Genomic DNA, 21,070 nt, shown 5'->3' with positions numbered 1-21,070 from the left:
GCCGCCCCCTATCGCCATGGACAGTTTCGACCAGCACATCCTCACCCTGCTCCAGCGCGACGCCTCGATCTCCCTCAAGGACCTGGCCGAGGCGGTCAACCTGACCACCACGCCCTGCTGGAAACGGGTCAAGCGCCTGGAAGACGAAGGCTATATCCGCGGCCGCGTCGCCCTGCTCGACCCCGAGCGCATCAACCTCGGCCTGAGCGTGTTCGTCCAGCTCAAGACCCAGCGCCACGACAGCGCCTGGCTCGAGCATTTCGCCAGAACCGTGACAGGCTTCGAGGAAGTGATGGAGTTCTATCGCATGTCCGGCGACTGGGACTACATGCTGCGGGTGGTGGTCAGCGACATCGCTGCCTACGACCGCTTCTACAAGAAGCTGATCACCAGCACCGACGGGCTATCGAACATCACCTCCAGCTTTGCTATGGAACAGATCAAGTACACCACGGCGTTTCCGGTGTATCGGTGAGAAGGTCGCAGTAGCGGTCTGATGCGCGCTCACTGATCGCTTGATAGACCAGACCTATCAAACAGTCGGGCAAAGCAATTTGACGCCCGTGCCTGCAGGTTATAGCGTGGACATTACCCCCATCCCACCCTTCCGAGCGCGAACGTGGAACACAGCAGCCAGGCCCTGATCGACGGTTTCAACCGGAAAATCGACTACCTGCGAATGTCGGTGACCGACCGCTGCGACTTCCGCTGCGTCTACTGCATGGCCGAAGACATGCAGTTCCTGCCCCGCCAGCAGATCCTCAGCCTCGAAGAGCTCTACCAGGTCGCCGAACGTTTTGTCGCACTGGGCACCCGCAAGATCCGCCTGACCGGGGGCGAGCCGCTGGTACGCCAGGGCATCGTCGACCTGTGCGGGCGCATCGCCGCCCTGCCCGGCCTGCGCGAGCTATGCATGACCAGCAATGGCTCGCAGCTTGGCCGCCTGGCCCAACCGCTGTTCGACGCCGGCGTCACACGCCTGAACATCAGCCTCGACAGCCTCGATGCACAACGCTTCAAGGCCCTGACCCGCACCGGCGACCTGGCCCAGGTGATCGCCGGCATCGACGCTGCGCGCCAGGCAGGCTTCCGCCGCACCAAGCTCAACTGCGTGGTGCTCAAGGGTCGCAATGACGATGAAATCGTCGACCTGGTGCGCTTTGCCATCGACCGCGAACTGGACATCACCTTCATCGAGGAAATGCCCCTGGGCGTGATCAGCGAGCACGAGCGTGGCGAGTCGTTCTACTCCAGCGACGATGTGCGCGAGCGCCTGGAGCCGCACTTCACCCTGATCGAATCGGCCGAATCCTCACAAGGCCCGGCCCGCTACTGGCGCCTGGCCGAAGCGCCGCAGACGCGGGTCGGCTTCATCTCGCCGCACAGCCACAACTTCTGCGCCACCTGCAATCGCGTGCGCCTGACCGTCGAAGGCCGCTTGCTGCTGTGCCTGGGCAACGAGCACTCGATGGACCTCAAGCAGGTCCTGCGCAGCCATCCCGGTGACAGCGAGCGCCTGGAGCAAGCGATTCGCGAGGCCGTGCACCTCAAGCCCTACCGCCATCACTTCGAGGTGGGTGGCGAGGTGCAGATCCTGCGTTTCATGAACATGACCGGCGGCTGATCGGCCGTCTCTGGAACCGCCTTGATCGTCCATTCCAACACCGACATGCTGCGCATGCTGTTCACCCTGCGCGGCTCGATCGTCAAGCGCATCGCCCTGCGCTGCCTGATGGTGACCTTGCTGGCAGCCCTGATCGTGCTGGTCGAGCGACGTTACCCGGCGCTGTTCTACCCGGTCAGCGCCACGCCCTTCACCCTGCTCGGGTTGTCGCTGTCGATCTTCATGAGCTTTCGCAACAACGCCTGCTACGACCGCTGGTGGGAGGGGCGCAAGGCCTGGGGACGGATGATCATCGAGACCCGCTCGTTCATCCGCGAAAGCGTGGTGATCGCAGATCCGGCCCTGCGACGTGAGCTGCTGCGCAGCCTGTGCGGCTTTGCCCATGCGCTGAACGCGCGCCTGCGCAACGAGGACGAACTGCACGCCGCAAGGCCCTGGCTAGCCGAGGGCGCAGTCGTCACCGAGCACAATGTCTGCGACGGCATCCTGCGCGTAATCGGCGCGCACTGTGCGCGACTGGCCGAACAGCAGCACATCAGCGAATTCCGCTACACCCTGCTCGAGCAACGTCTGCTGGGGCTATCCGAGGTGCAGGCGACCTGCGAGCGGATCAAGGGCACGCCGCTACCGTTCCCCTATACCCTGCTGCTGCACCGCACCATCTACATCTTCTGCCTGCTGCTGCCGTTCGCCCTGGCCCAACCGCTGGGCTGGCTGGCGCCGCTGTTCACCACCATCGTCAGCTACACCTTCCTTGGCCTGGATGCGATCGGCAACGAGCTGGAGGATCCGTTCGGCCGCGACGAGAACGACCTGCCCACCGACGCCATGGTGCGCACGCTGGAGCGCGATGTGCTGTCGGCGCTGGGCGAGCCGCTGCCACCGGTGCTGGAGCCGGTGAAGCATGTGTTGAGCTGAAGCAAGCCCTCTCCTGTAGGAGCGGGCTTGCCCGCGAAGAGGCCCGCCAGACCAACACACCGCTAACGATCAACCCCGACTCTCACACGCCCCCACCGCCTTCAGGTGCGGCACGAAGTTGCACGGCCGATGCCGCGCATCCAGTTGCTCCACCAGAATGCCCTCCCACGCGGTGCGGCAGGCGCCGGTCGAGCCCGGCAAAAGTACGGGTATCGCTGACCGTCAGCACGGCGATATTGAGCGGTACGAATACCGCATCCGGTTTGACACTCACGGGGTTTGTCTCCAAGGGGGATTTTGCGTCACGCTAGAACCCTGGGGCGCATGCGTCCAATCGATACGACGTACCGTCCGATCAACACCCTCTATCGCCAGGCCGAACCATGGACATCAAGCAGCTCAAGTTCCTCATCGCCCTCGACCAGACCCGCCACTTCGGCCAGGCCGCCGCGCTGTGCCACATCACCCAGCCGACCCTGTCGATGCGCCTGCGCAACCTGGAGGACGAGCTCGACCTGGTGCTGGTCAAGCGCGGCCAGCGTTTCGAGGGGTTCACCGAAGCCGGCGAGCGCATCCTGGCCTGGGCCAAGACTCTGCTCGCCGCCCACGACGGCCTACAGGCCGAGGCTGCCAGTTGCCGCGGCCAGGTGGTCGGCAGCCTGCGCCTGGGCACCGTGCCGCTGGCCAGCTTCAACCCGATGGAACTGCTGCTGCCGCTGCGCGAGAAATACCCCGAACTGCACTTCCAGCTGAGCTCGCTGAGTTCGGAGCAGATCATCGACGGCCTGAGCCGCAACCAGCTCGACCTGGGCATCTGCTACCTCGACCAGGTCAATGTCAATTTCTTCGAGGTGGTCGAGCTGGGTATCACCACCATGGGCCTGCTGCACGACACCCGGCACTTCCAGTTCGACACCGAGCAACTGCGTTGGGAAGAACTCGACGGCCTGCCGCTGGGCCTGCTGAGCAAAGGCATGCACTACCGCCAGTCGCTGGACCTGAGCTTTCGCAGCCGCGGCCTGGAGCCCCAGGCCGTGCTGGAAAGCGACTCGACCTTCCAACTGATCCAGGCACTGAACGCCGGCATCTGCTGCGCGGTGATGCCGCTGGACTGCGGCCTGGAAGATCTGAGCGAACACCTGCGCATCATCCCGGTGGCCGACGCCAGCATTCACAGCCCGGTGGGCCTGCTGCTGCGCCGCAGCGAACCGCGCTCGGCCATCGCCGAACAGTGCTTCGACGAAGCGCGGGCACTGTTCAGCGCAGGCTGAGGCTGCTCAGCGCTTGGCCAGGCCAAGGGTGCCGAGAAGCAGACTGCCGCGGGCAAGGGTACGCAGGTGGGGCATGGTGACGACTTCAGCCGTTGGGGGGTTCAGCCCGTAAACGCGCGCCGTGCCGGCTTATCCCCTCAGCACCCGTCACCCGGTCAGCGACCTTGCCCCAACTGCGCCGCCAACCACTGCGAAAACACCCGCACCCGCGCCGACAGTTGTCGACTCTGTGGGTACACCACCGACACCGGCATCGGCGGTGGCGGGCAGTCCGGCAACAATTCGCGCAGGCTGCCGGCCGCCAGTTCATGGACAATCCGGTAGCGTGGTACCTGAACGATTCCCAGCCCCGAGAGCGCCGCGCCGGTGTACAGGTCAACGCCGGTCACCGAAACCCTCGCAGGCAACAAACGCTCCACCACCTCACGACCGACCCTGAACTCCAGGGGCACCGCCCGCCCGGTGGCGCTGGACAGGTAATCCACCGCGAAATGCTGCTGCAAGTCGTCCAGCGTGGCGGGCGTGCCGTGCTGCGCGAGGTACTCGGGGCTTGCCACGGTCACCTGTTCAAGGCTGGCGACCTGTCGGCCGATCAACGACGAATCCTGCAGCAGGCCCGCCCGCAGCACGCAATCCACCCCTTCGCGCACCAGATCGACCAGTCGGTCGTCCTCACCGATGTGCAGGGTGATGTCCGGGTACTGCGCCAGGAACCCACCCAGCGCCGGCATGACGAAATGCTTGGCCAGGGTGCCCTGCAGGTTGACCCGCAGCAGGCCCTTGGGAGGGGCGTTGCGAAAGGCGCTTTCGGTCTCCTCGAGGTCCAGCAACAGGCGCACGCATCGGTGGTAGTAGGCCTCGCCATCGTGGGTCATGCGCACATGCCGGGTGGTGCGCTCGAGCAGGCGCACGCCGAGGCGCTGCTCCAGGCGCTTGATCAGGTTGGTGACGGTGGCCCGCGGGATCTGCAGGTCCTCGGCGGCCTGGGAAAAACTGCCGCGCTCGGCGATACGCACGAACACCTGCATTTCCTGGAAGCGATCCATGGACGGGTTCTCCTGGAGGGTGGCGGCTACGCTTGCTTCGCAAGGGAAAGACGCCAAGTCGATAATTAAAGCAAATGGAACACTGATCGCACTTGCCGCGCAATTATCTTTTTTCGCCAACAGTCCACACTCCTTCCCACACCCACTCAGAAGGATGCCCAGCATGACCTCTTCCGTAGCCCTGATCACCGGCGCCTCGCGCGGCATCGGTGCCGCCATCGCCCGCCGCCTCAGCCGTGACGGCTTCGCCGTGGCGATCAACTACGCCAGCAACGATGCCGAAGCCGATGCGCTGGTGGCCGAGATCCGCCAGGCCGGCGGCAAGGCCATCGCCCTCAAGGCCGATGTGTCCAGTGCAGGCCAGGTACAGACCCTGTTCGACACCATCGAGCGGCAACTGGGTCGCATCGATGTGCTGGTCAACAACGCCGGCATCCTCAAGGTCGCGCCCCTGGCGCAGACCAGCGACGAGCTGTACGCCCGCAACTTCGCGATCAACACCCAAGGCGTGTTCAACACCCTGCGCGCTGCCGCGACACGGCTGAACGACGGCGGGCGCATCATCAACCTGACCAGCACCACGCTGGCCCTGAAAATGCCAGGCTACGCCATCTACAACGGCACCAAGGCCGCGGTAGAGGCCTTCACCCAGGTGTTCGCCAAGGAACTGCGCGGTCGCAACATCACCGTCAATGCCGTGGCCCCGGGCCCGGTGGAAACCGAACTGTTCCTGGCCGACAAGACGCCCGAGCAGATCCAGGCCGCCACCCAGGCACCACCCCTGGGCCGCTTGGGCCAGCCAGAGGATATCGCCGGTGTCGTCGCCTTCCTCGCCGGCCCTGACAGCGGCTGGGTCAACGGCCAGATCCTGCGCGCCAACGGTGGCGTGGCCTGAACAGCCGATAACGCCGCCCCACGCCCCTGATCTTCCCGCCTTTTCTGCACCCCGGCCCCCGGGGTGCTGTCATGCGTGGCGGTTTATCGCCACGGCCTGTTGTGGTGCAAAAAAATGATGGCCCGCGCAATGTTTTCGAGCAATGACTCGAAACTTCCGAACTTTCCCAATAAAAACAGTCGATAACAAATTTCGTGCGCCTGACTGTATACGAAAGGCGACCGCAAACCCTACCGCAAACCCGCCATTTGTTTCATGACAAAGATGACAACTGCGAAGGTGTTCACAAACTTCGCGATGGCGGATTACCGCCAACTAATAAACGACACAAAAGGATGTTCTAAATAGTCTCCACAGGAGGGTCAGTTTATCCCCACCCAACAATGAATCGCGCCGCGGCCGTGCATAGAGCACACACTTAATGTCCCTTGCAGGTATGGCGGGGAACCGCCAGGCGCTGTTCGTTTTTTCTCAGCACACACCGTCATGAACCGTACAGCCCGCGATTTACAAAGCCTCCATGCGCCGTCTTCGTCCTGCAAAGCACGTCCACGGCCTCGCTCATTCGGCAACCCGAACGTCATACGAATGAAACATTCGGAATCCCGAATAAAACAACGACCGACCCCGGCAATACGCATCGTTTCGCGAAAGTTCAAGGACGCCCGTTACCAGATGATCATTGGATCCATGGCACGGTACTTGCCAGAATTTGATCCGCTGCGGAGTCCTTCCGCGACGTGCCTTGCGAAAGATGAGCGAACAATGACAAGCGAATGGCCATTGGCTGTCGAAGTTCGCCCGTGCCACCGAGACAGACCTTACGTCGGATCGTGCTGTTTATCCTGAACATGTGAAACAACAAAGGCGCCCTTCAAGACCGCCAATAACTAACTCATTCATAAAGGTTTAATCATGCCCCTGACCAAGACCAAGCCCGGAAAGATTGTCGCCTTGGACGCTCTGGATACCCCTGATCCGGAAAACGCCCTGTGCTTTGGGTCCTTCGTGCTCTACCCCCAGCAGCATCTGCTGTTCAAGGACGGGGAACTGGTGCAGTTGGGCAGCCGTGCGCTGCAACTGCTGGTCACGCTGGCGAGCCGAACCGGCGAGCTGTTGGAGAAGAACGAGCTGCTGGCGCTGGTCTGGCCCAAGGTCATCGTCGAGGAATGCAACCTGCGCGCGCAAATGACCACCCTGCGCCGAGTGCTTGGCGAAGAAGGAGACTTCACCTACATCGTCACCGTACCGGGCCGCGGGTACCGCTTCGTGGCTCCGGTGACCATCCGTGAAATGGCGCCGCAACCTTTGCTTGCTACGAAACCCGGCAACGACCTGCCGAGCCTTGGCAGCAGCGTCATCGGCCGCGACGACATTTGCCAGACCCTGACCGAAACCCTGCGCAGCCGCCGCCTGCTCACCCTCACCGGCACCGGCGGCATCGGCAAGACCACCCTGGCGCTGACACTCGCCCACGCCATGGCCGAAGACTTCAGCGAGGGGCGCACCTTCGTCGACCTCACGGAGGCTGACCAGCCTGCCTGCGTCGCCGACCTGGTGGCGGCGGCGCTGGGCATCGACAGCACCGCACAAGACGCCGTGGCGCTGATCGCCGCCCTGTTCGACGAAGCCCGCCACCTGCTGATCCTGGACAACTGCGACCACGTGCTCGAAGCCACCGCGACCCTGGTCGAAGCCCTGCTGCAACAGGCGCCGGGCTGCCATATCCTGGTCACCAGCCGCGAAGCCCTGCACGCCGAAGGCGAATGCGTGCACGAGGTCGCGCCGCTGCCCTGCCCCGCAAACGATCACGTACTGTGCGCCGCCCAGGCCCTGCTCAGCCCGGCCGTCCAGTTGTTCGCCGAGCGCGCCGCTGCGCACGACACGGACTTTGCCTTCAGCGATACCGACGTGCCGGCGGCGCTCGCACTGTGCCGTACCCTCGACGGCAATCCCCTGGCCATCGAGATCGCCGCCAGCCACGTACGCGCCTTTGGCCTGGCCTATCTGGTCGAGCTGCTCGATGGCGACTTCCGCCTGCAGATGGCCGGCCGGCGTACCGCCCTGCCCCGCCACCGCACCCTGCAAGCCTCGCTGGAGTGGAGCCACGCGCTGCTGTGCACCCAGGAGCAGGCGATGTTCCGTCAGTTGTCGGTGTTCACCGGCAGCTTCACCCTCGCCGCCGCCAAGGCGGTGGTCGAGGTCCAGCCAGGCCCTTTCCAGGACGCTGCCTGGCTGGTGGAAAGCCTGATGGACAAGTCGCTGCTGGTGGCCGCCGGGGCGCAACCGATCAAGCGCTACCGCCTGCACCACACGGCCCGCGTGTATGCGGCGCAGCAGCTGGCCCTGCATGACGAGACCGCCGCTATCGCCCAGCGCCACGCGCAGTACACCCTCCAGGAACAACGCCGCGCGGTGCAAGACCTTGAGCGCCTGGACAGCGACAGCTGGCTGGCCCTGCACAGCCCCGGCAGCGACAGCGTACGCAGCGCCTTGAGCTGGTGTTTCAGCGAACAGGGCGATGCCTGTCTCGGCGTCGAACTCACGCTGATGAGCGTGCCGCTGTGGCTGCGCCTGTCGCGGGTCGACGAATGCCACGCCTGGGTCGACCGCGGCCTGCGCTTCGAGGCCATCACACCCCGCCAGCGCATGCTCTTGCTGACCCTCTCGGCCAGCGTCATGGCCCTGACCCGCGGTGCCGGGCAGTCGATCCGTGACGCCTGGCAGCAGGTGATCGAAGACGCCCGCACCCTCGGCGACACCGAGCATGAACTGCGCGGCCTGTGGGGCCTCTGGCACGACCACTGCTGCAGCAACCAGCACGCCGAGGCGCTGGACCTGGCCAACCAGTACATCCAGCTCAGCGAACGCACCGGCATCCTCGAGCGGCGCATGCTCGGCCGGCGCATGCGGGCAACGCCGCTGTTCCAGATGGCCGACTTCGATGGCGCCCGCCAGGCGATCAGCGAAGCCCTGAGTTTCCCGATGATGCCCCGCGCCCACGTCATCGACAGCCACTTCGACCAAGGTATCGCCGCGCGCTCGCTCAAGGCCCAGGTGCAGTTGCTGCAAGGCCAGGTCGGTCAGGCCCTGTTGACCATCGAGGCCAACGTCGAGGCGGCATTGACCCAGCATCACCCGGCCAGCCTCTGGTACACCCTGAGCCTGAGCGCCATCCCCATCACCCTGCTGGTCGGCCACGAAAAGCGCAGCCGCGAGTTTCTTGCCCGTCTCAAAGAGAGCCTGGCGGGCCACGAGATGCCGGTATGGCGCCTGTTCGTCCGGTGCTTCGAGCACATCCTGCTGATCCGCCAGGGCAATGCCGAAGACGGCGTGCGCGGCCTGGGCGAAGCGCTCGACCAGCTCCATGCCATCGGCGACAGCCCGCTGTACAACCTGGTGCGCAGCGAGTACGCCCAAGGTCTGGCGCAACTGGGCCTGGAGCAATTGGCTATCGAGATCCTCGACCAGACCCTGGCCGTGACCGCCGCTCGCCAGGAACGCTGGTTCCGCCCCGAGCTGTTGCGCATCAAGGCCCAACTGCTGGCCAGGCCCGATTCGCCCGAACGCCAGGCGCAAGCCCAGGAGCTGCTCAACCAGGCCATGCAGGAGGCCCAGGAACAGGGCGCGCGCTTCTGGGCCGGACGCATCACCGCCACCCTCTCGCAGTTGACCAGCCAACCGGAGGAAGCCCCCAGGCGCACCAGTCAGGCCTGGGATCAGCGTCGCCAGGAACGCCAGTTCAACACCCAGTTTTCACACACGTGAAACCTTGCTGTAACTTGCCAAGGTTGTGCGTTTCAAAGGTCGAGGTCGCCTAGGATCAGACTTCCATGAACCTTTGATGTCGGTCGCGCAACCTGGTCGCCCAGCAACGGAATCGTCTCGGGCTGCGGGGCTGCGCTTGCCGCCGTCCTCGCCCCGGACCGTGCAATGATCAACAGACCCGAAGCCCCCTCCAGCAGCAGCCCCTCCTCCCCCTCCGACACCGCCGGCCTTTTCGACAGCGTCCTCGACAAGGCCCGCCTGCTGCTCAGCGATCCGGGCGCGGACAAGACCTTCAAGCCCAAGGTCCTGGCGGCCAACGACGGCGGCGGCAGCGTGTCGCACGACAAGCCCGCCGATGCCGACAGCTACAAGGACATCACCGAGCTGCCGAAAACCCTCGATATCGGCAAGCTGAAGATCGTCGCCCAGGACAAGGACAACGGCGTCATCTACTTCGAGCACGGCGGCAACAAGTACCAGATCAGCGAGAAGGCCGCGCAGGACAGCCAGCCAGGCTACGAGACCTTCGAGAACCTGCGCTTCGGCCATGCCGTGCCGACCCGTGAAGACCGCGGCCCCGACCACGGCACCCAGCTCTACAACCTGCTCGACACCTTGGCCGACACCCAGGGCACACCCGCCCACGACCTGATCGTCGCCGGCCTCACCGACCCGGGCCAGTCGCTGCTGCGCAAGGACGACAGCGGCTTCCTGCTGGACAACATCCAGTCGGTGGAGCAGGCCACCGACGGCGTGCTCAAGGTCAAGCTCACCAACGGCCGCGAAGTCATCATCGCCGAGGGCATCACGCCCGAGGCCTATGCCGCCTACAGCGGCGCCGGCAAGACCCGTGTCGCACTGGACGACGCCAAGGCCGCCGGCTACGAGCAGGTCACCGGCCTGCCCGCCGGCCTGGACGTGGACAAGCTCAAGGTGGTTTCCGAAGACAAGGACGCCCACGTCATCCTGTTCGAGCACGACGGCCACAAGTACGCGATCAGCCGCGACGACGCCAAGGCCCACGACCGCGGCTACGACTCGCTCGACAGCGTGCCCTCCGCCGCCGCCAACCAGCCCGCCCCGGAGAACCGCGGCAGCCAGCTTTACGACTTCCTGCACGCGCTGGACACGACCAAGGGCACCCCGGCCTTCGACTACATCAAGAACGCCCACAAGCTGCCCGACCAGCACCTGCAGACGCGTGCCGAGGGCACCCTGGGGATGAACGACATCAGCAAGGTCGATGCGCCCACCGACGGCATCCTGGTGGTCACCAAGGCCGACGGCAAACTGGTGGTGGTATCGCGCGACGTCTCCCCCGAAGCCTTCCTCGACTACAGCACCAAGGGCCAGACCCTCGCCGGTCTGGAAAAGGCCAAGGGCGACGGCTACACCAAGGCCGGCCCGGACGACTACCTGGCCTCGACCGAGGACATCATGAGCGTTGGCGGCATCGGCGACTACGGCCCGGGCCTGATCGCCTTCACCCAGCGCAAGCCCGGCGGCGAAGAGCAGAAGATCATCGTCTCGCAGTTCGACAACCCGCAGATGTTCGAACAGATCGCCGACTACCGCAGCAGCATTGCCGAGCAGGTCACCGACGTCGACAAGCTGCGCGCCGACCACGGCCTGCCACCGCTCAAGGAAGTCTCGGTGGATGAGCTCGCCACCACCGAGAAGGACGATGACGGCCAGCCGCTGTCGGTACGCGACCTGGCCATCCGCGACCTGGTCGATGGCTACCGCGCCGGGATCAAGGACGGCAGCATCGCCAAGGACGATCCACGGGCCAAGCTGGTGCGGGCACTGGAAGCCAAGAGCATGGCCGACAACGGCATGTCGGTCATCCCCGAGCATGGCTTCGGCAACCACGGCAACGCCAGCGACCCGATCACCGTGACCTCGCGCGATGTTCGCGACGAGATCTTCGATACCAAGGCCATCGATGCCCAGCTCGGCGAACTGCTCGGCGACCCGACCATCGTCGCCGACCTCAAGAGCAAGCACGACGCGGCCCTGGGCAAGGTCGAAGGCGGCTCGGCGAAAGTCGACGAAACCCGCCAGAAGCTGCTCGACAGCACCTCGTCGGAGAACTTCGTCAAGTACATCAACGACCTGCAGGCCAACGGCCAGACCGAGCTTGCCACCCGTGAAATCCGCAGCGCCTACGCAGGGCTCGCCGACATCGATCCGGCCAAGGCCGACCAGTTCCTGCAGAACCTGCAGATCGACGGCTACACCCTGGAGCTGGACAAGCTGATCGCCGACCCCAGCAAGATCTCCGACGACAACACCGCGCTGGCCACCACCGACCAGACCCTGCTCATGCTCCAGGCTCTCAAGGCCGGCGGCGACGGCATCCCGCGCAGGTCGCTGGCGACCTACGAGAAGTTCGTCGAGATGCTGCTCAAGGACAAGGACATGGCCACCGATTTCGGCAAGGTCATGAGCAACCTGGGCGACACCTGGCAGGCCAACGGCAAGATCACCCTCGACGACATCAACAAGGCGGTCAGCACCGAGCTGATGCCGAACCTGAGCGCGGAAAACCGCGGCGCCTTCGTCAAGACCTTGTCCTTCCTCAGCGACAATGGCGTGCTCGGCTCGATGGGCGGTGCGATCTCTCTGGGGCGGGCGATCTACCAGCTGGCCGGCAAGGGCGGCACGCTGGCCGACACCCCACGCGAGCGGGCCGGCATCGCCAACGACTTCATCGGCTTCCTCAGTACCGGTTCGCACTTCGCCACCCTCGGCACCAAGGCCTTCGACAAGGCATTCGGCACCAACGCCTACAAACTGATGGGCCTGGACCGCTCGGTGCCGACCATCTGGAGCAAGCCAGGCACTGCGGGCCCCGAGATCCCGCGCAGCGTCCAGGATGTGCAGAATCAGTACTACAACATCATCGACGACGCCATGGCCGACGGTAAGGATGTCGGCAAGGCGCTCAACGGCCAGCCGTTCGACGAAGCCACGATGAACAAGCTGCACCAGGGCATCGAGAGTGGTATCGAAAAGCGTGGCGGCGTGGTCGGCGCAGGCAAGATCGCACGCTTCGCCGGCAGTGCGATCAAGGTCATCGGCGCCGGTGCCGACGTGGTCGGTGGGGTGATCGGCGTGGTCATGGGGGGCCTGACCATCCGCGACGGCGTGCGTGAGAAAGACCCGATCAAGATCGCTTCCGGTTCCTTGTCGGTCGCAGGTGGCGTCAGCAGCCTGTTCGGTGCAGCCGGCAGCGTCGCCGGGGTGTTCGGTATCACCGGGCGCCTGGTGCCCCTGCTCGGGCCGGTGGGGTTCCTGTTCTCCGGAGTGTTCTCCTTCGTCGGTGCGATCCTCAACGACGTCAAGTCGCACAAGCTGCACAAGATCTCGCTGCAGAACTGGGACCAGATCCAGGACTTCAAGCAGGACGGCCTGCTCAAGCCCAACGGCGACGAGGCTTATGTGTGGCTGCAGACCTACCTTTCCGATTGGGGCCAGCGCGACGCGCCGGGCGATCGCAGCATCTTCGACTTCCGCAAGGAAGAGTGGGATGCACGCTCGAGCATCCGCGGCGACCATCGCGTCGATCATCCGGATTACATCGGCGACGGCAACAACCGCCGTTCGGAAGACTACAAGTACTCGCTCAAGCCCTCGGACTGGATCGACGACAACGGCAACATCATCTCGATGGTCGGTGATGGTTATGGCGGGCCGTACAAGCCGGTGGACAACGGCTGACCAGCCCTTGCCTTGTGGAGCGGCGGTTCGCCGCTCCACAAGGGCCACACTGCCTCTGTAGGAGCGGGCTTGCCCGCGAACACCGGCATAGCCGGTGCCATGCATCGCGGTGTTCCTTTCGCGGGCAAGCCCGCTCCCACAGGGTGGCATGGCATCGGCGGCTCCGGTGTTCGCGGTGACAAGAGCCGAGCTATCTCTGCCGGGGCTTAGATCAACCGCGCAGCCACCAGCAGATCCGCTACCGCCTGGAAGGTGCTGTCCGGCACCGGATCCCCCGCCACGGTGCGCCGGGCAAGCTCGGCCGCCAGGCGGGCATCCATGGCATGGGCGATCCCCAGTTGCGCAGCTTCGCCAAGCATCCGCGCGCTGTCCTCAGGCTCGGCCTGGCACACCACCACCGGCACCGGCGTCTCCCCGCGCACATAGCGCAAACCCACCACCCAGCCACCGGCCACACCCACCATCAACGACGCCCGGCCCAACCCCAGCTTGGTCGCCATGGCCTGCATCTCCTGGCGCTGGCGGCGCAGCTCGCGCTTGATCAACGGATCACCATCGATATCCTTGCGCTCGCGCTTCTGCTCGCTGCGGGTCATGCGCATGTCGCGGCCGAACAGCCAGCGCTGCATCAGCACATCCGCCGCTCCCAGCACCAGAAACGCCGCCAGCACAGTGAACACCAGCGGCTTGAGCACCAGCAGGAAGGTCGACTGCAGGCACTCGGGCCCGCACCGCGACGACTCCATCAGCGCCTGCAGCGCATGGCGCCCGACCACGTAGAACGCCAGCCCCAGCAAGTGCACCTTGACCAGGCCCTTGAGGAACTCCACGACGTTGCGCATGGCGAAGATGCGCTTGAAACCCTCAGCCGGGTTGATGCGCTTGAAATCCGGCTTGAGCGGTTCGACCGAGAACACCACCCCGCGCATGGTCACCAGGTTGGTCAGCACCACCGCCGTCACCGTCACCGCCATCACCGGCAGGGTGATGCCGATCACCAGTTGCTCGGCCGTATCGAGCAGGCGCGGCCACACCGTGGCGAAGGGTTCGATGTAGATCTGCGCGGTCAGGTCCACCAGCGCCGTGACCTGGGCCTTGGCCCGTGGAGCCAGGATGGCGATGCACAGGGTGCAGAGCAGGATCACCACCCCCGACACCAGGTCCTGGCTCTTGGCGACCTGCCCCTTCTTGCGTGCGTCCTTGAGTTTCTTGTCCGTTGCCGGCTGCGACTTCTCTTCGCTGGTGTCAGCCATTACCCCCCTCCACCAGGCTCTGCAGCACCCCGACCGTACCGCGGAACTCCGCAAGCTGATCGAGCATCAGCGGTACCAGGAAGCCGATGTAGACCACCATCAGAATGGTGAAGAACAGGTTCTTCACCGGCAGCGACAGGTCGAAGATGTGCAGGCTCGGCGCCATGCGCGAAAGGTAGGCGAGCATCAGGTCGGTGATCAGCAACGAAATCAGCAACGGCGACACCATCAGCACCCCGATGCGCATCACCTGGTCGAGGATCGACAGCACCGCCGTCAGCGCGGAACCGGCGAACAACGGCGTGAACTGGGTCACCGGCCATAACTGGTAACTGTGCAGGTAGCCATCGACCATGAGGATGAAGCCACCCGACATGAAGTACAGCGCGATCAGCATCACCGTGAGCAAGGTCGCCATCACCCCGGATTCACCCGACGACAGCGGATCCACCAGTTGCGCCATGGTCGAGCCACGCTGCAGGTCGATCAGCTCCCCCGCCACTTCCGCGGCCCAGAAGGGAATGCCGAACAACAAACCGACCACCAATCCGACCAGGAACTCCTTGATCAACAAGCCCGCCAGCCAGAACCCGCCAAGCTCGGGGGTAGCGGTGAAGGCCGAGAACACCGGCAGGAACATCGGCACCGAGATCGCCACCGCGGCGCAGGTGCGGATCATCCCGGTCAGGCCCAGACGGTTGAAGGCCGGGGTGATCACCACTACGCCCATGGCGCGGGCCGTGGAGAGCGCGGCCGAACTGATCACCGGGTAGGCGATCTCCAGGAAGGCATTGACGAAACCTGCGTCCATGCCCGGTCAGCGCGTCCACAGCGCGAAGTTGTCCAGCACCTGGTTGCCCAGCCCCATCACCTGCCCGGCCAGCAGCGGGCCGACGAAGACGATCAGCAGCAACACCGCCACCAGCTTGACCACCTGCGGCAAGGTCTGGTCCTGGATCTGCGTCAGCGCCTGCAACAGGCCCACGCTCAGGCCGACGATGATCGCCACCCCCAGCGCTGGCGCCGACAGCAGCAACACCGTCATCAGCGCCTGCTTCATCAACGAAAGGAACACGTCCTGGCCCATCGGCTCAGCTCCCGTAGCTCAGAATCAGACCATGCATCAAGCGCGACCAGCCGCTCAGCGCAACGAAGAGGAACAGCTTCAGCGGTATCGATATCAAGGTCGGCGACACCATCGACATGCCCATCGCCATCAGCACGTTGGACACCAGCAGGTCGACCACCAAGAAGGGGATGTACAGCAGGAATCCGATCTCGAACGCCCGCGTCAGCTCGGAGCTGACGAACGCCGGGATCAGCACCACCAGATCGTCGTCACGCAGCTCGGCGCGGGCCTCTTCGGACCACACGTTCTGCGTGGCCTGGACGAAGAAACCGCGCTCGCTCTCGTTGGCGAAGCGCGACAGGTGCGCCTGCAAGGGCGGCCTGATTGCCTCGCCCAGCTCCTTGAGCTGCTCGGCGTTCTCCAGTTGCAGCCCGTGGCTCTGCGCCGCGCGGTACATGTCGCCGATCACCGGCGTGGTGACGTACACCGACAGGATCAGAGCGATGCCATAGAGCACCAGGTTCGGCGGCGTCTGCTGCACACCCAGGGCATTGCGGATCAGGAACAGCACCACGGAGATCTTCAGAAACCCGGTCAGTGTCACCACCGCCAGCGGAATCAAGCCGATGGAGGCGACGACCAGGATGATCTCGATCAGGTTTGGCTGGTAGCCACTCATGATGCGGCAAAGCTCAGCAGGCGCACGCCCAGGCCGTCGCCGATCTTCACCAGTTGACCCTGGCCGACGCGGCGGCCGTTGATCATCAGGTCGACGCCTTCGTGCATGCGCGGCGCCAGCTCCAGCACGCTGCCCACGCCCAGCTCGCGCAGTTGCGCGAGACTCAACTCGACGCTGCCGACCTGGCAGACCAGTTTCAGTTGCAGCTCGTCAAGGCTGCTGTCCAGGCTCGGCCCGGTGCCCTGTTCGCTCATGTGTCGCTCCTTCAAGGCAAGCGCGGTGATAGGGGGTTCGATTAGCTGCAGGCGTTGTCCGTCGCGCTGCACACGGGCTTGCCACTGGTTGTCCAGGTGCAGGCGCAGATGATCGTCCGGCCAGGGATCGAGCATGACCACATCGCCCGGCAGCAGGCTGCGCAACTCGACCAGGCTGAGCCAGGCCTCGCCGCCGTCGACGCCCAGCGTCAGCGCCAGGCCACCGAGGTCGTGGGGCATGGGCGCGGCATGCTGCTCCAGCAACACGGCAATCTCGGCCCAGGTCGCGGCATCGCAGCGCAATTGCACCGCCAGCGCGCTGTCACCCAGGCGTACCTCCAGGCCAAGGCTCAGTGGCGCCAATTCGACGCACTGCGTGAGCGCGCGATCGAGCACGTGGATCGGCTGCGCGAACAGGTGCTCCAGCGGCGCGATCAGCGTCAGCAGCGCCTGCTCCAGCAACAGCGCCGCGGGCAGGCTCGGCAACACCAAGCCTTCGGGCAATCCGAGCAGATCGAGGACGCGGGCCGGCACGTGCAGTTGCACGGGCGAGTCGCCCAGCGACAGCCACAACTCAAGCTGATGTTCATCCATCGCCGCACCACTCGACGCCCAGGCGACACTCAGCGGCGCGCCGCCCAACTGCCCCTGCCAGGGCTGGCGCGGCCGATGCAGGCGCTGGTGCAGGGCCTGCCACTGCGGGTCAAGGCGCTCCAGGCTGTGCTCGAAGGCCAGCGCGTCGGCGGGCACCTCGGTGGTCTGGAGGGTCAAGGCGTGAGATCCAGCAAAGGGGCAAACAGGTCTTCGCCCTCATCCTGCGCTTCCCCGATGCGGCGCTCGCCCAAGGCGTGGTCTTCGACCAGGGAGTCCCAGGCATCGGCCTGGCGCTGACGAGCGACATGGGCCTGACGCAGGCTCTCCTGGGTCTGCTCCTGCTGCTGGTGGTAGTCGTGGGCCTCGTCCAGGTTGCCCAGCAGCGTCTCCTGTTCGTCCTCCAGCTCCGACAGGTGCACCTGCGCAGCGAGCCAGGCCTTGACCGACAGCCCCTCGCTGAAGCGACCGTAGAGTTTTTCCGCCTCGAGCGCGGAGGTTTCCCGCGCCAGGCACAGCCGCTGGCGGGCATCGTCGAGGGCAGCATGGGTTTCGCGGCAGAGCTGGCGCTGCGCGGCCAGTTGTGCGGAGGCCCGTTGTTCACGCAATTGGCGCAGGGTCTGCAGGCTTTTCAATTCATGACTTTTCATGGGCGCTCCTCTCTCATGCCAGCACCTTGCGCATGTGTTCCAGGGTTTGTCGGGCGCCGCTCGGCTCCGCCGCCGACTGGCGCAGGAAAGCTTCGATAGCGGCGTGGCGGGCGATCGCTTCGTCCGCGAGTGGGTCGCTGCCGGCGGCGTATTCACCGATGCGGATCAGCATTTCGATATCGTTGCGCCGCGCCATCAGCTCACGCATGCGCATGGCCAGCTGGCGTTGCTCAGGGCTGGCGACCTGCTCCATCAGGCGGCTGCGGCTGCGCAGCACATCGATGGCGGGAAAGTGGTTGCGCTGGGCCAGCTCGGCGCTGAGCACCACATGGCCGTCGAGAATCGAGCGCGCCTCCTCGGCCACCGGATCGGTCGCGGCGTCACCTTCGGTGAGCACCGTGTACAGCGCCGTGATGCTGCCCCGGGCAGCGGGGCCGGCGCGCTCCAGCAGGCGCGGCAGGGCCGAGAAGAACGACGGCGGGTAACCGCGGCGGGTCGGCGGCTCGCCCACCGCCAGGCCGATCTCGCGCTGGGCGCGGGCAAAGCGGGTCAGGCTGTCCATCAGCAGCAGTACGTTGCGGCCCTGGTCGCGGTGATACTCGGCCAGCACCGTTGCCACGTAGGCGGCGCGGGCACGCTCGGCGGCCGGGCGATCGGAAGTGGCGACCACCGCCACGGTGCGCGCGCGGGCCTGGGCGTCGAGCTGCACGTCGAGCAACTCGCGCACCTCGCGGCCACGCTCGCCGATCAGGCCGATCACCACCACGTCGGCATCGGTGTTGCGCACCATGCTGGCGAGCAGCGACGACTTGCCCACCCCCGGCTCGCCGAACAGGCCCATGCGCTGGCCGCGGCCCAGGGTCAGCAGCCCGTCGATGGCGCGAACCCCCACCGACAGCGGATCGACGATCACTTGTCGGGCGAAGGGTTCGGGGGGCTCGGCCTGCAGCGGATAGCGGCGCATCGGCCCCAGCGGCGGCTGGCGATCACCATCGAGGTAATCGCCCATGGGGCTGATGACACGCCCCAACTGGCCATCGCCCACACTCACCCCCAGCGCCTCGCCAGTGGCGGTGATCTCGGTGCGCGTCGACAAGCCTTCGAGCGAGCCGATCGGCGAGAGAATCGCCTCATCGCCATCGAAACCGATGACCTCTGCCGCCAGGGCGCGACCACTGGACGGGTCGTGCAGGCGGCACAGCTCGCCGATGCGCACCCCGGCGACGCTGGCGCGCAACAACACGCCACGAATGCTGCGGATGGTGCCCTTCATCGGCCGTGGCCGGGCATCGCCCAGACGCGCGTGCAGGCGCGGCAATACATGCTCCAGGCTCACGGCGTCACCTCGGCGAACGGTAACAGACTGCGGCGCAGCGCCTGCAACTGGGCGTCCAGCCCCAGTTCCACCGAACCGACCGGGCTGCTCAGACGGGCCTGGCCCGGCTGCAATTGATCATCGGACTCCACGGCAATCGCCGCCAGGCCATCCGTTTCGCCGTGCATGCGGCGGCGCACGGCCTCCACTTCCAGGCGCGGCACGAACAGCGTCAGCGCCTGGTCCTGGCGAAACGCAACCAGCGCCTTGCGTGTGCACAGCACGATACGCTCGGCGTCACCCAAGCTCTCCAGCACTTCGCGGGCGATGCCCAGGGCCAGGTCAGCCAGGCTGTTTTCCAACCCTGCCAGATAGGCCTCGACCTTGGCGGCAGTGTCGGCCAGCAACTCGCTGACCGCCTCGGCGCCCTTGGCACGGCCGAGCTCGAAACCGTCGGCACGGGCCTGCTCCAGCCAGCGTGCGCTGTCTTCCCGGATACGTTCGGCCTCATCGCGGGCGGCCTGCAGGTAATCGCGTCCATCGGTCCAGGCCTGGACCTCGGCGGCACGCAGGATGCGCGATGCCGGACGGCTGGGCAGCTGACTCATTGCACGCTCTCCCGGTTCTCGGACAACGGCATCAGTAAGGCGGCGACCCGACGCACGATGCCAGGGTCGGCCAACGATGCCGAACCTTCCGCCACAGGCAGCGGCAGGCGCAGTTGCAGCCAATCGCGCAGGTCGGCGGGCTGCTCGTCGAACCAGGCCTGCACGCAGCGCGCACCGTCGTGGTCGATGGCGGCCAACAGATCGTCAGGCTGGCGCAACAGGTCCATTGCCCCGCCCCACTGGCGGTGAGCAATGGCCAGGCCGAAGACCTCATGCCCAAGCCCCTGGCGCAGGTGCTCGACCACCTCGCGACGGATTTCCCGGCCCAAGGTCGCACCATGCCAGATGGCCCCACACAGGCGCGGCAAACGGGCGAAATCCTGCGGAGCCAGCAGCAACACCGGCAGGTCCTGTTCGGTCGGTTGCGACACCTGATCCAACGGCTGCAACTGGAAATGCGCCAGCATCAGCGCCTGCAGGCGCGCCTGGAAACGCGGCGATTCGATCAACGCCTGGAGCTGCGCACCGGCGACGTTTTCAGCGAAGCAGCGGCGCAGGTGGCGCCGGTCGACAAAGGCCAGAGGCTGCCCCAGCAGGGCCTGCCATTGGGGCATCAGGCTCATGGCGCCTCCGACAGGCTGTACAGCGCACGACCACGATGCTGCTGCCATTGCCGCCAGCCCAACAGCCCGGCCAGGGCCAGCACCACCAGCAGGCTGCCACCGAGCAGCAGACGCGCCCGGGACGCATCTTGTTCGAGCATCCAGATACCCATCACGCTGACCAGGCGCGGCTGCCCCTCGTCTTCGCTCCTGGGGGCTGCGGCCTTGATCGCGGTCACCGACACACCGTCATAGCTGAGCCCGGAAATGCCGTTGGCGACCAGGGTCTTGATCTGCGGGATCAGCGGATTGATGTCGGTGTTGGCGTCATAGCGCACCAGCACCGAGGCCGACGACGGGGAAATCACCCGCTTGAGCAAGTCGTTGTCCGGCAGCACCACATGCACCCGCGCCGAGACGATGCCGTCGATCTGCGAGACGCTGTGCGACAGCTCTTCGCTCAGGGCGTAGACCATCTGCGCACGTTCCTGCACCGGCGAGGACACCAGGCCGTTGCTCTTGAACACTTCGCCCAGGTTGGAGAACGACTGCCCCGGCAGCCCGGCCTCGTCGAGGCGGGCCATGGCGTCGGCAAAGCGACGCTCGTCCACCACGATCTTCATCTGGCCGTTGTCCTGGACCTTGCGCGAGGCCGGGATGCCGTCGCGCAGCAACACCGCGAGCATGGCATTGGCCTCGCGCTCGCTGAGGTTGCTGTACAAGTCCATGTCGCAGGCCTGCAACAGGCTGGCCAGGGCGACGACGATCAGCACACGCAGGGCTCGCCAACGACGGGTCATCGAT

Annotated in this window: 18 protein-coding genes and 1 pseudogene; 7 read left to right on the top strand and 12 right to left on the bottom strand. The window is 65.5% G+C overall.

The annotated features are described in order from the left end of the window. Positions 1-16: 16 nt before the first annotated feature. From VA602_RS24385 to VA602_RS24375, 3 genes are all read left to right on the top strand, one after another. A complete protein-coding gene (locus VA602_RS24385) occupies positions 17-475 on the top strand; it encodes an Lrp/AsnC family transcriptional regulator (protein ID WP_065861420.1) in 459 nt (152 codons plus the stop codon). A gap of 144 nt (positions 476-619) precedes the next feature. After that, positions 620-1,624 (top strand): GTP 3',8-cyclase MoaA, encoded by a 1,005-nt coding sequence (gene moaA / locus VA602_RS24380; protein WP_151924238.1) that lies wholly within the window; start codon positions 620-622, stop codon positions 1,622-1,624. A gap of 21 nt (positions 1,625-1,645) precedes the next feature. Further along, a complete protein-coding gene (locus VA602_RS24375) occupies positions 1,646-2,542 on the top strand; it encodes a bestrophin family protein (protein ID WP_153774400.1) in 897 nt (298 codons plus the stop codon). A gap of 69 nt (positions 2,543-2,611) precedes the next feature. Here the strand turns inward: VA602_RS24375 and VA602_RS24370 are convergent. Next, positions 2,612-2,743, bottom strand: a pseudogene (locus VA602_RS24370) (molybdenum cofactor biosynthesis protein); the annotation flags it as partial. A gap of 182 nt (positions 2,744-2,925) precedes the next feature. Here VA602_RS24370 and VA602_RS24365 point away from each other — a divergent pair. Next, complete coding sequence (locus tag VA602_RS24365; RefSeq protein WP_323454571.1) at positions 2,926-3,813, top strand: LysR family transcriptional regulator; 888 nt, start codon at positions 2,926-2,928, stop codon at positions 3,811-3,813. A gap of 155 nt (positions 3,814-3,968) precedes the next feature. Here the strand turns inward: VA602_RS24365 and VA602_RS24360 are convergent, their stop codons facing one another. Continuing rightward, positions 3,969-4,859 (bottom strand): LysR family transcriptional regulator, encoded by an 891-nt coding sequence (locus VA602_RS24360; protein WP_054895047.1) that lies wholly within the window; start codon positions 4,857-4,859, stop codon positions 3,969-3,971. 154 nt (positions 4,860-5,013) lie between these two features. On the opposite strand from VA602_RS24360, the gene VA602_RS24355 reads away from it, so the two are divergent. From VA602_RS24355 to VA602_RS24345, 3 genes are all read left to right on the top strand, one after another. Further along, on the top strand, positions 5,014-5,754 hold the full coding sequence (locus VA602_RS24355; RefSeq protein WP_054895048.1) for an SDR family oxidoreductase: 741 nt from the start codon (positions 5,014-5,016) through the stop codon (positions 5,752-5,754). Between the two features lie 915 nt (positions 5,755-6,669). Then, positions 6,670-9,522 (top strand): winged helix-turn-helix domain-containing protein, encoded by a 2,853-nt coding sequence (locus VA602_RS24350; RefSeq protein ID WP_323454570.1) that lies wholly within the window; start codon positions 6,670-6,672, stop codon positions 9,520-9,522. A 165-nt stretch (positions 9,523-9,687) separates the two neighbouring features. Beyond that, a complete protein-coding gene (locus tag VA602_RS24345; RefSeq protein WP_323454569.1) occupies positions 9,688-13,245 on the top strand; it encodes a hypothetical protein in 3,558 nt (1,185 codons plus the stop codon). Positions 13,246-13,451: 206 nt separating this feature from the next. Here the strand turns inward: VA602_RS24345 and VA602_RS24340 are convergent, their stop codons facing one another. Genes VA602_RS24340 through sctJ form a run of 10 tightly spaced genes read right to left on the bottom strand, consistent with a single transcriptional unit; the run spans position 13,452 to position 21,066 of the window. Further along, the gene (locus tag VA602_RS24340; protein WP_323454568.1) at positions 13,452-14,498 is read right to left on the bottom strand and encodes an EscU/YscU/HrcU family type III secretion system export apparatus switch protein; all 1,047 of its coding nucleotides are present in this window, start codon (positions 14,496-14,498) and stop codon (positions 13,452-13,454) included. Next, positions 14,491-15,309: a type III secretion system export apparatus subunit SctT gene (sctT, locus tag VA602_RS24335; RefSeq protein WP_054892863.1), complete on the bottom strand. Its 819-nt coding sequence runs from the start codon at positions 15,307-15,309 to the stop codon at positions 14,491-14,493. Before sctT ends, VA602_RS24340 begins: the two co-directional genes overlap by 8 nt. Before the next feature lie 6 nt (positions 15,310-15,315). After that, positions 15,316-15,585, bottom strand: a complete 270-nt coding sequence (locus tag VA602_RS24330) for an EscS/YscS/HrcS family type III secretion system export apparatus protein (protein WP_054892864.1) — start codon at positions 15,583-15,585, stop codon at positions 15,316-15,318. 4 nt (positions 15,586-15,589) lie between these two features. Continuing rightward, complete coding sequence (gene sctR / locus VA602_RS24325) at positions 15,590-16,246, bottom strand: type III secretion system export apparatus subunit SctR (RefSeq protein ID WP_063543624.1); 657 nt, start codon at positions 16,244-16,246, stop codon at positions 15,590-15,592. Beyond that, positions 16,243-17,271 (bottom strand): FliM/FliN family flagellar motor switch protein, encoded by a 1,029-nt coding sequence (locus VA602_RS24320; protein WP_323454567.1) that lies wholly within the window; start codon positions 17,269-17,271, stop codon positions 16,243-16,245. Before VA602_RS24320 ends, sctR begins: the two co-directional genes overlap by 4 nt. Further along, a complete protein-coding gene (locus tag VA602_RS24315; protein WP_063543622.1) occupies positions 17,268-17,741 on the bottom strand; it encodes a YscO family type III secretion system apparatus protein in 474 nt (157 codons plus the stop codon). The genes VA602_RS24320 and VA602_RS24315 overlap by 4 nt, the downstream gene beginning before the upstream one ends. Positions 17,742-17,754: 13 nt before the next feature. Next, the gene (locus VA602_RS24310; RefSeq protein WP_054892868.1) at positions 17,755-19,077 is read right to left on the bottom strand and encodes a FliI/YscN family ATPase; all 1,323 of its coding nucleotides are present in this window, start codon (positions 19,075-19,077) and stop codon (positions 17,755-17,757) included. Then, positions 19,074-19,664 carry a FliH/SctL family protein gene (locus VA602_RS24305; RefSeq protein WP_054892869.1) on the bottom strand — a complete coding sequence of 197 codons (591 nt, stop codon included), beginning with the start codon at positions 19,662-19,664 and terminating at the stop codon, positions 19,074-19,076. Before VA602_RS24305 ends, VA602_RS24310 begins: the two co-directional genes overlap by 4 nt. Further along, positions 19,661-20,287, bottom strand: a complete 627-nt coding sequence (locus VA602_RS24300) for a type III secretion protein (protein ID WP_323454566.1) — start codon at positions 20,285-20,287, stop codon at positions 19,661-19,663. The genes VA602_RS24305 and VA602_RS24300 overlap by 4 nt, the downstream gene beginning before the upstream one ends. Next, complete coding sequence (gene sctJ / locus VA602_RS24295; RefSeq protein WP_323454565.1) at positions 20,284-21,066, bottom strand: type III secretion system inner membrane ring lipoprotein SctJ; 783 nt, start codon at positions 21,064-21,066, stop codon at positions 20,284-20,286. The genes VA602_RS24300 and sctJ overlap by 4 nt, the downstream gene beginning before the upstream one ends. Positions 21,067-21,070 lie beyond the last annotated feature (4 nt).

The sequence above is a fragment of the Pseudomonas machongensis genome (genome assembly GCF_034961125.1).
Lineage (GTDB): Bacteria > Pseudomonadota > Gammaproteobacteria > Pseudomonadales > Pseudomonadaceae > Aquipseudomonas > Aquipseudomonas machongensis.
Note: the sequence above shows the minus strand (reverse complement) of the source record. Positions and strands in the feature narration are given on the sequence as shown.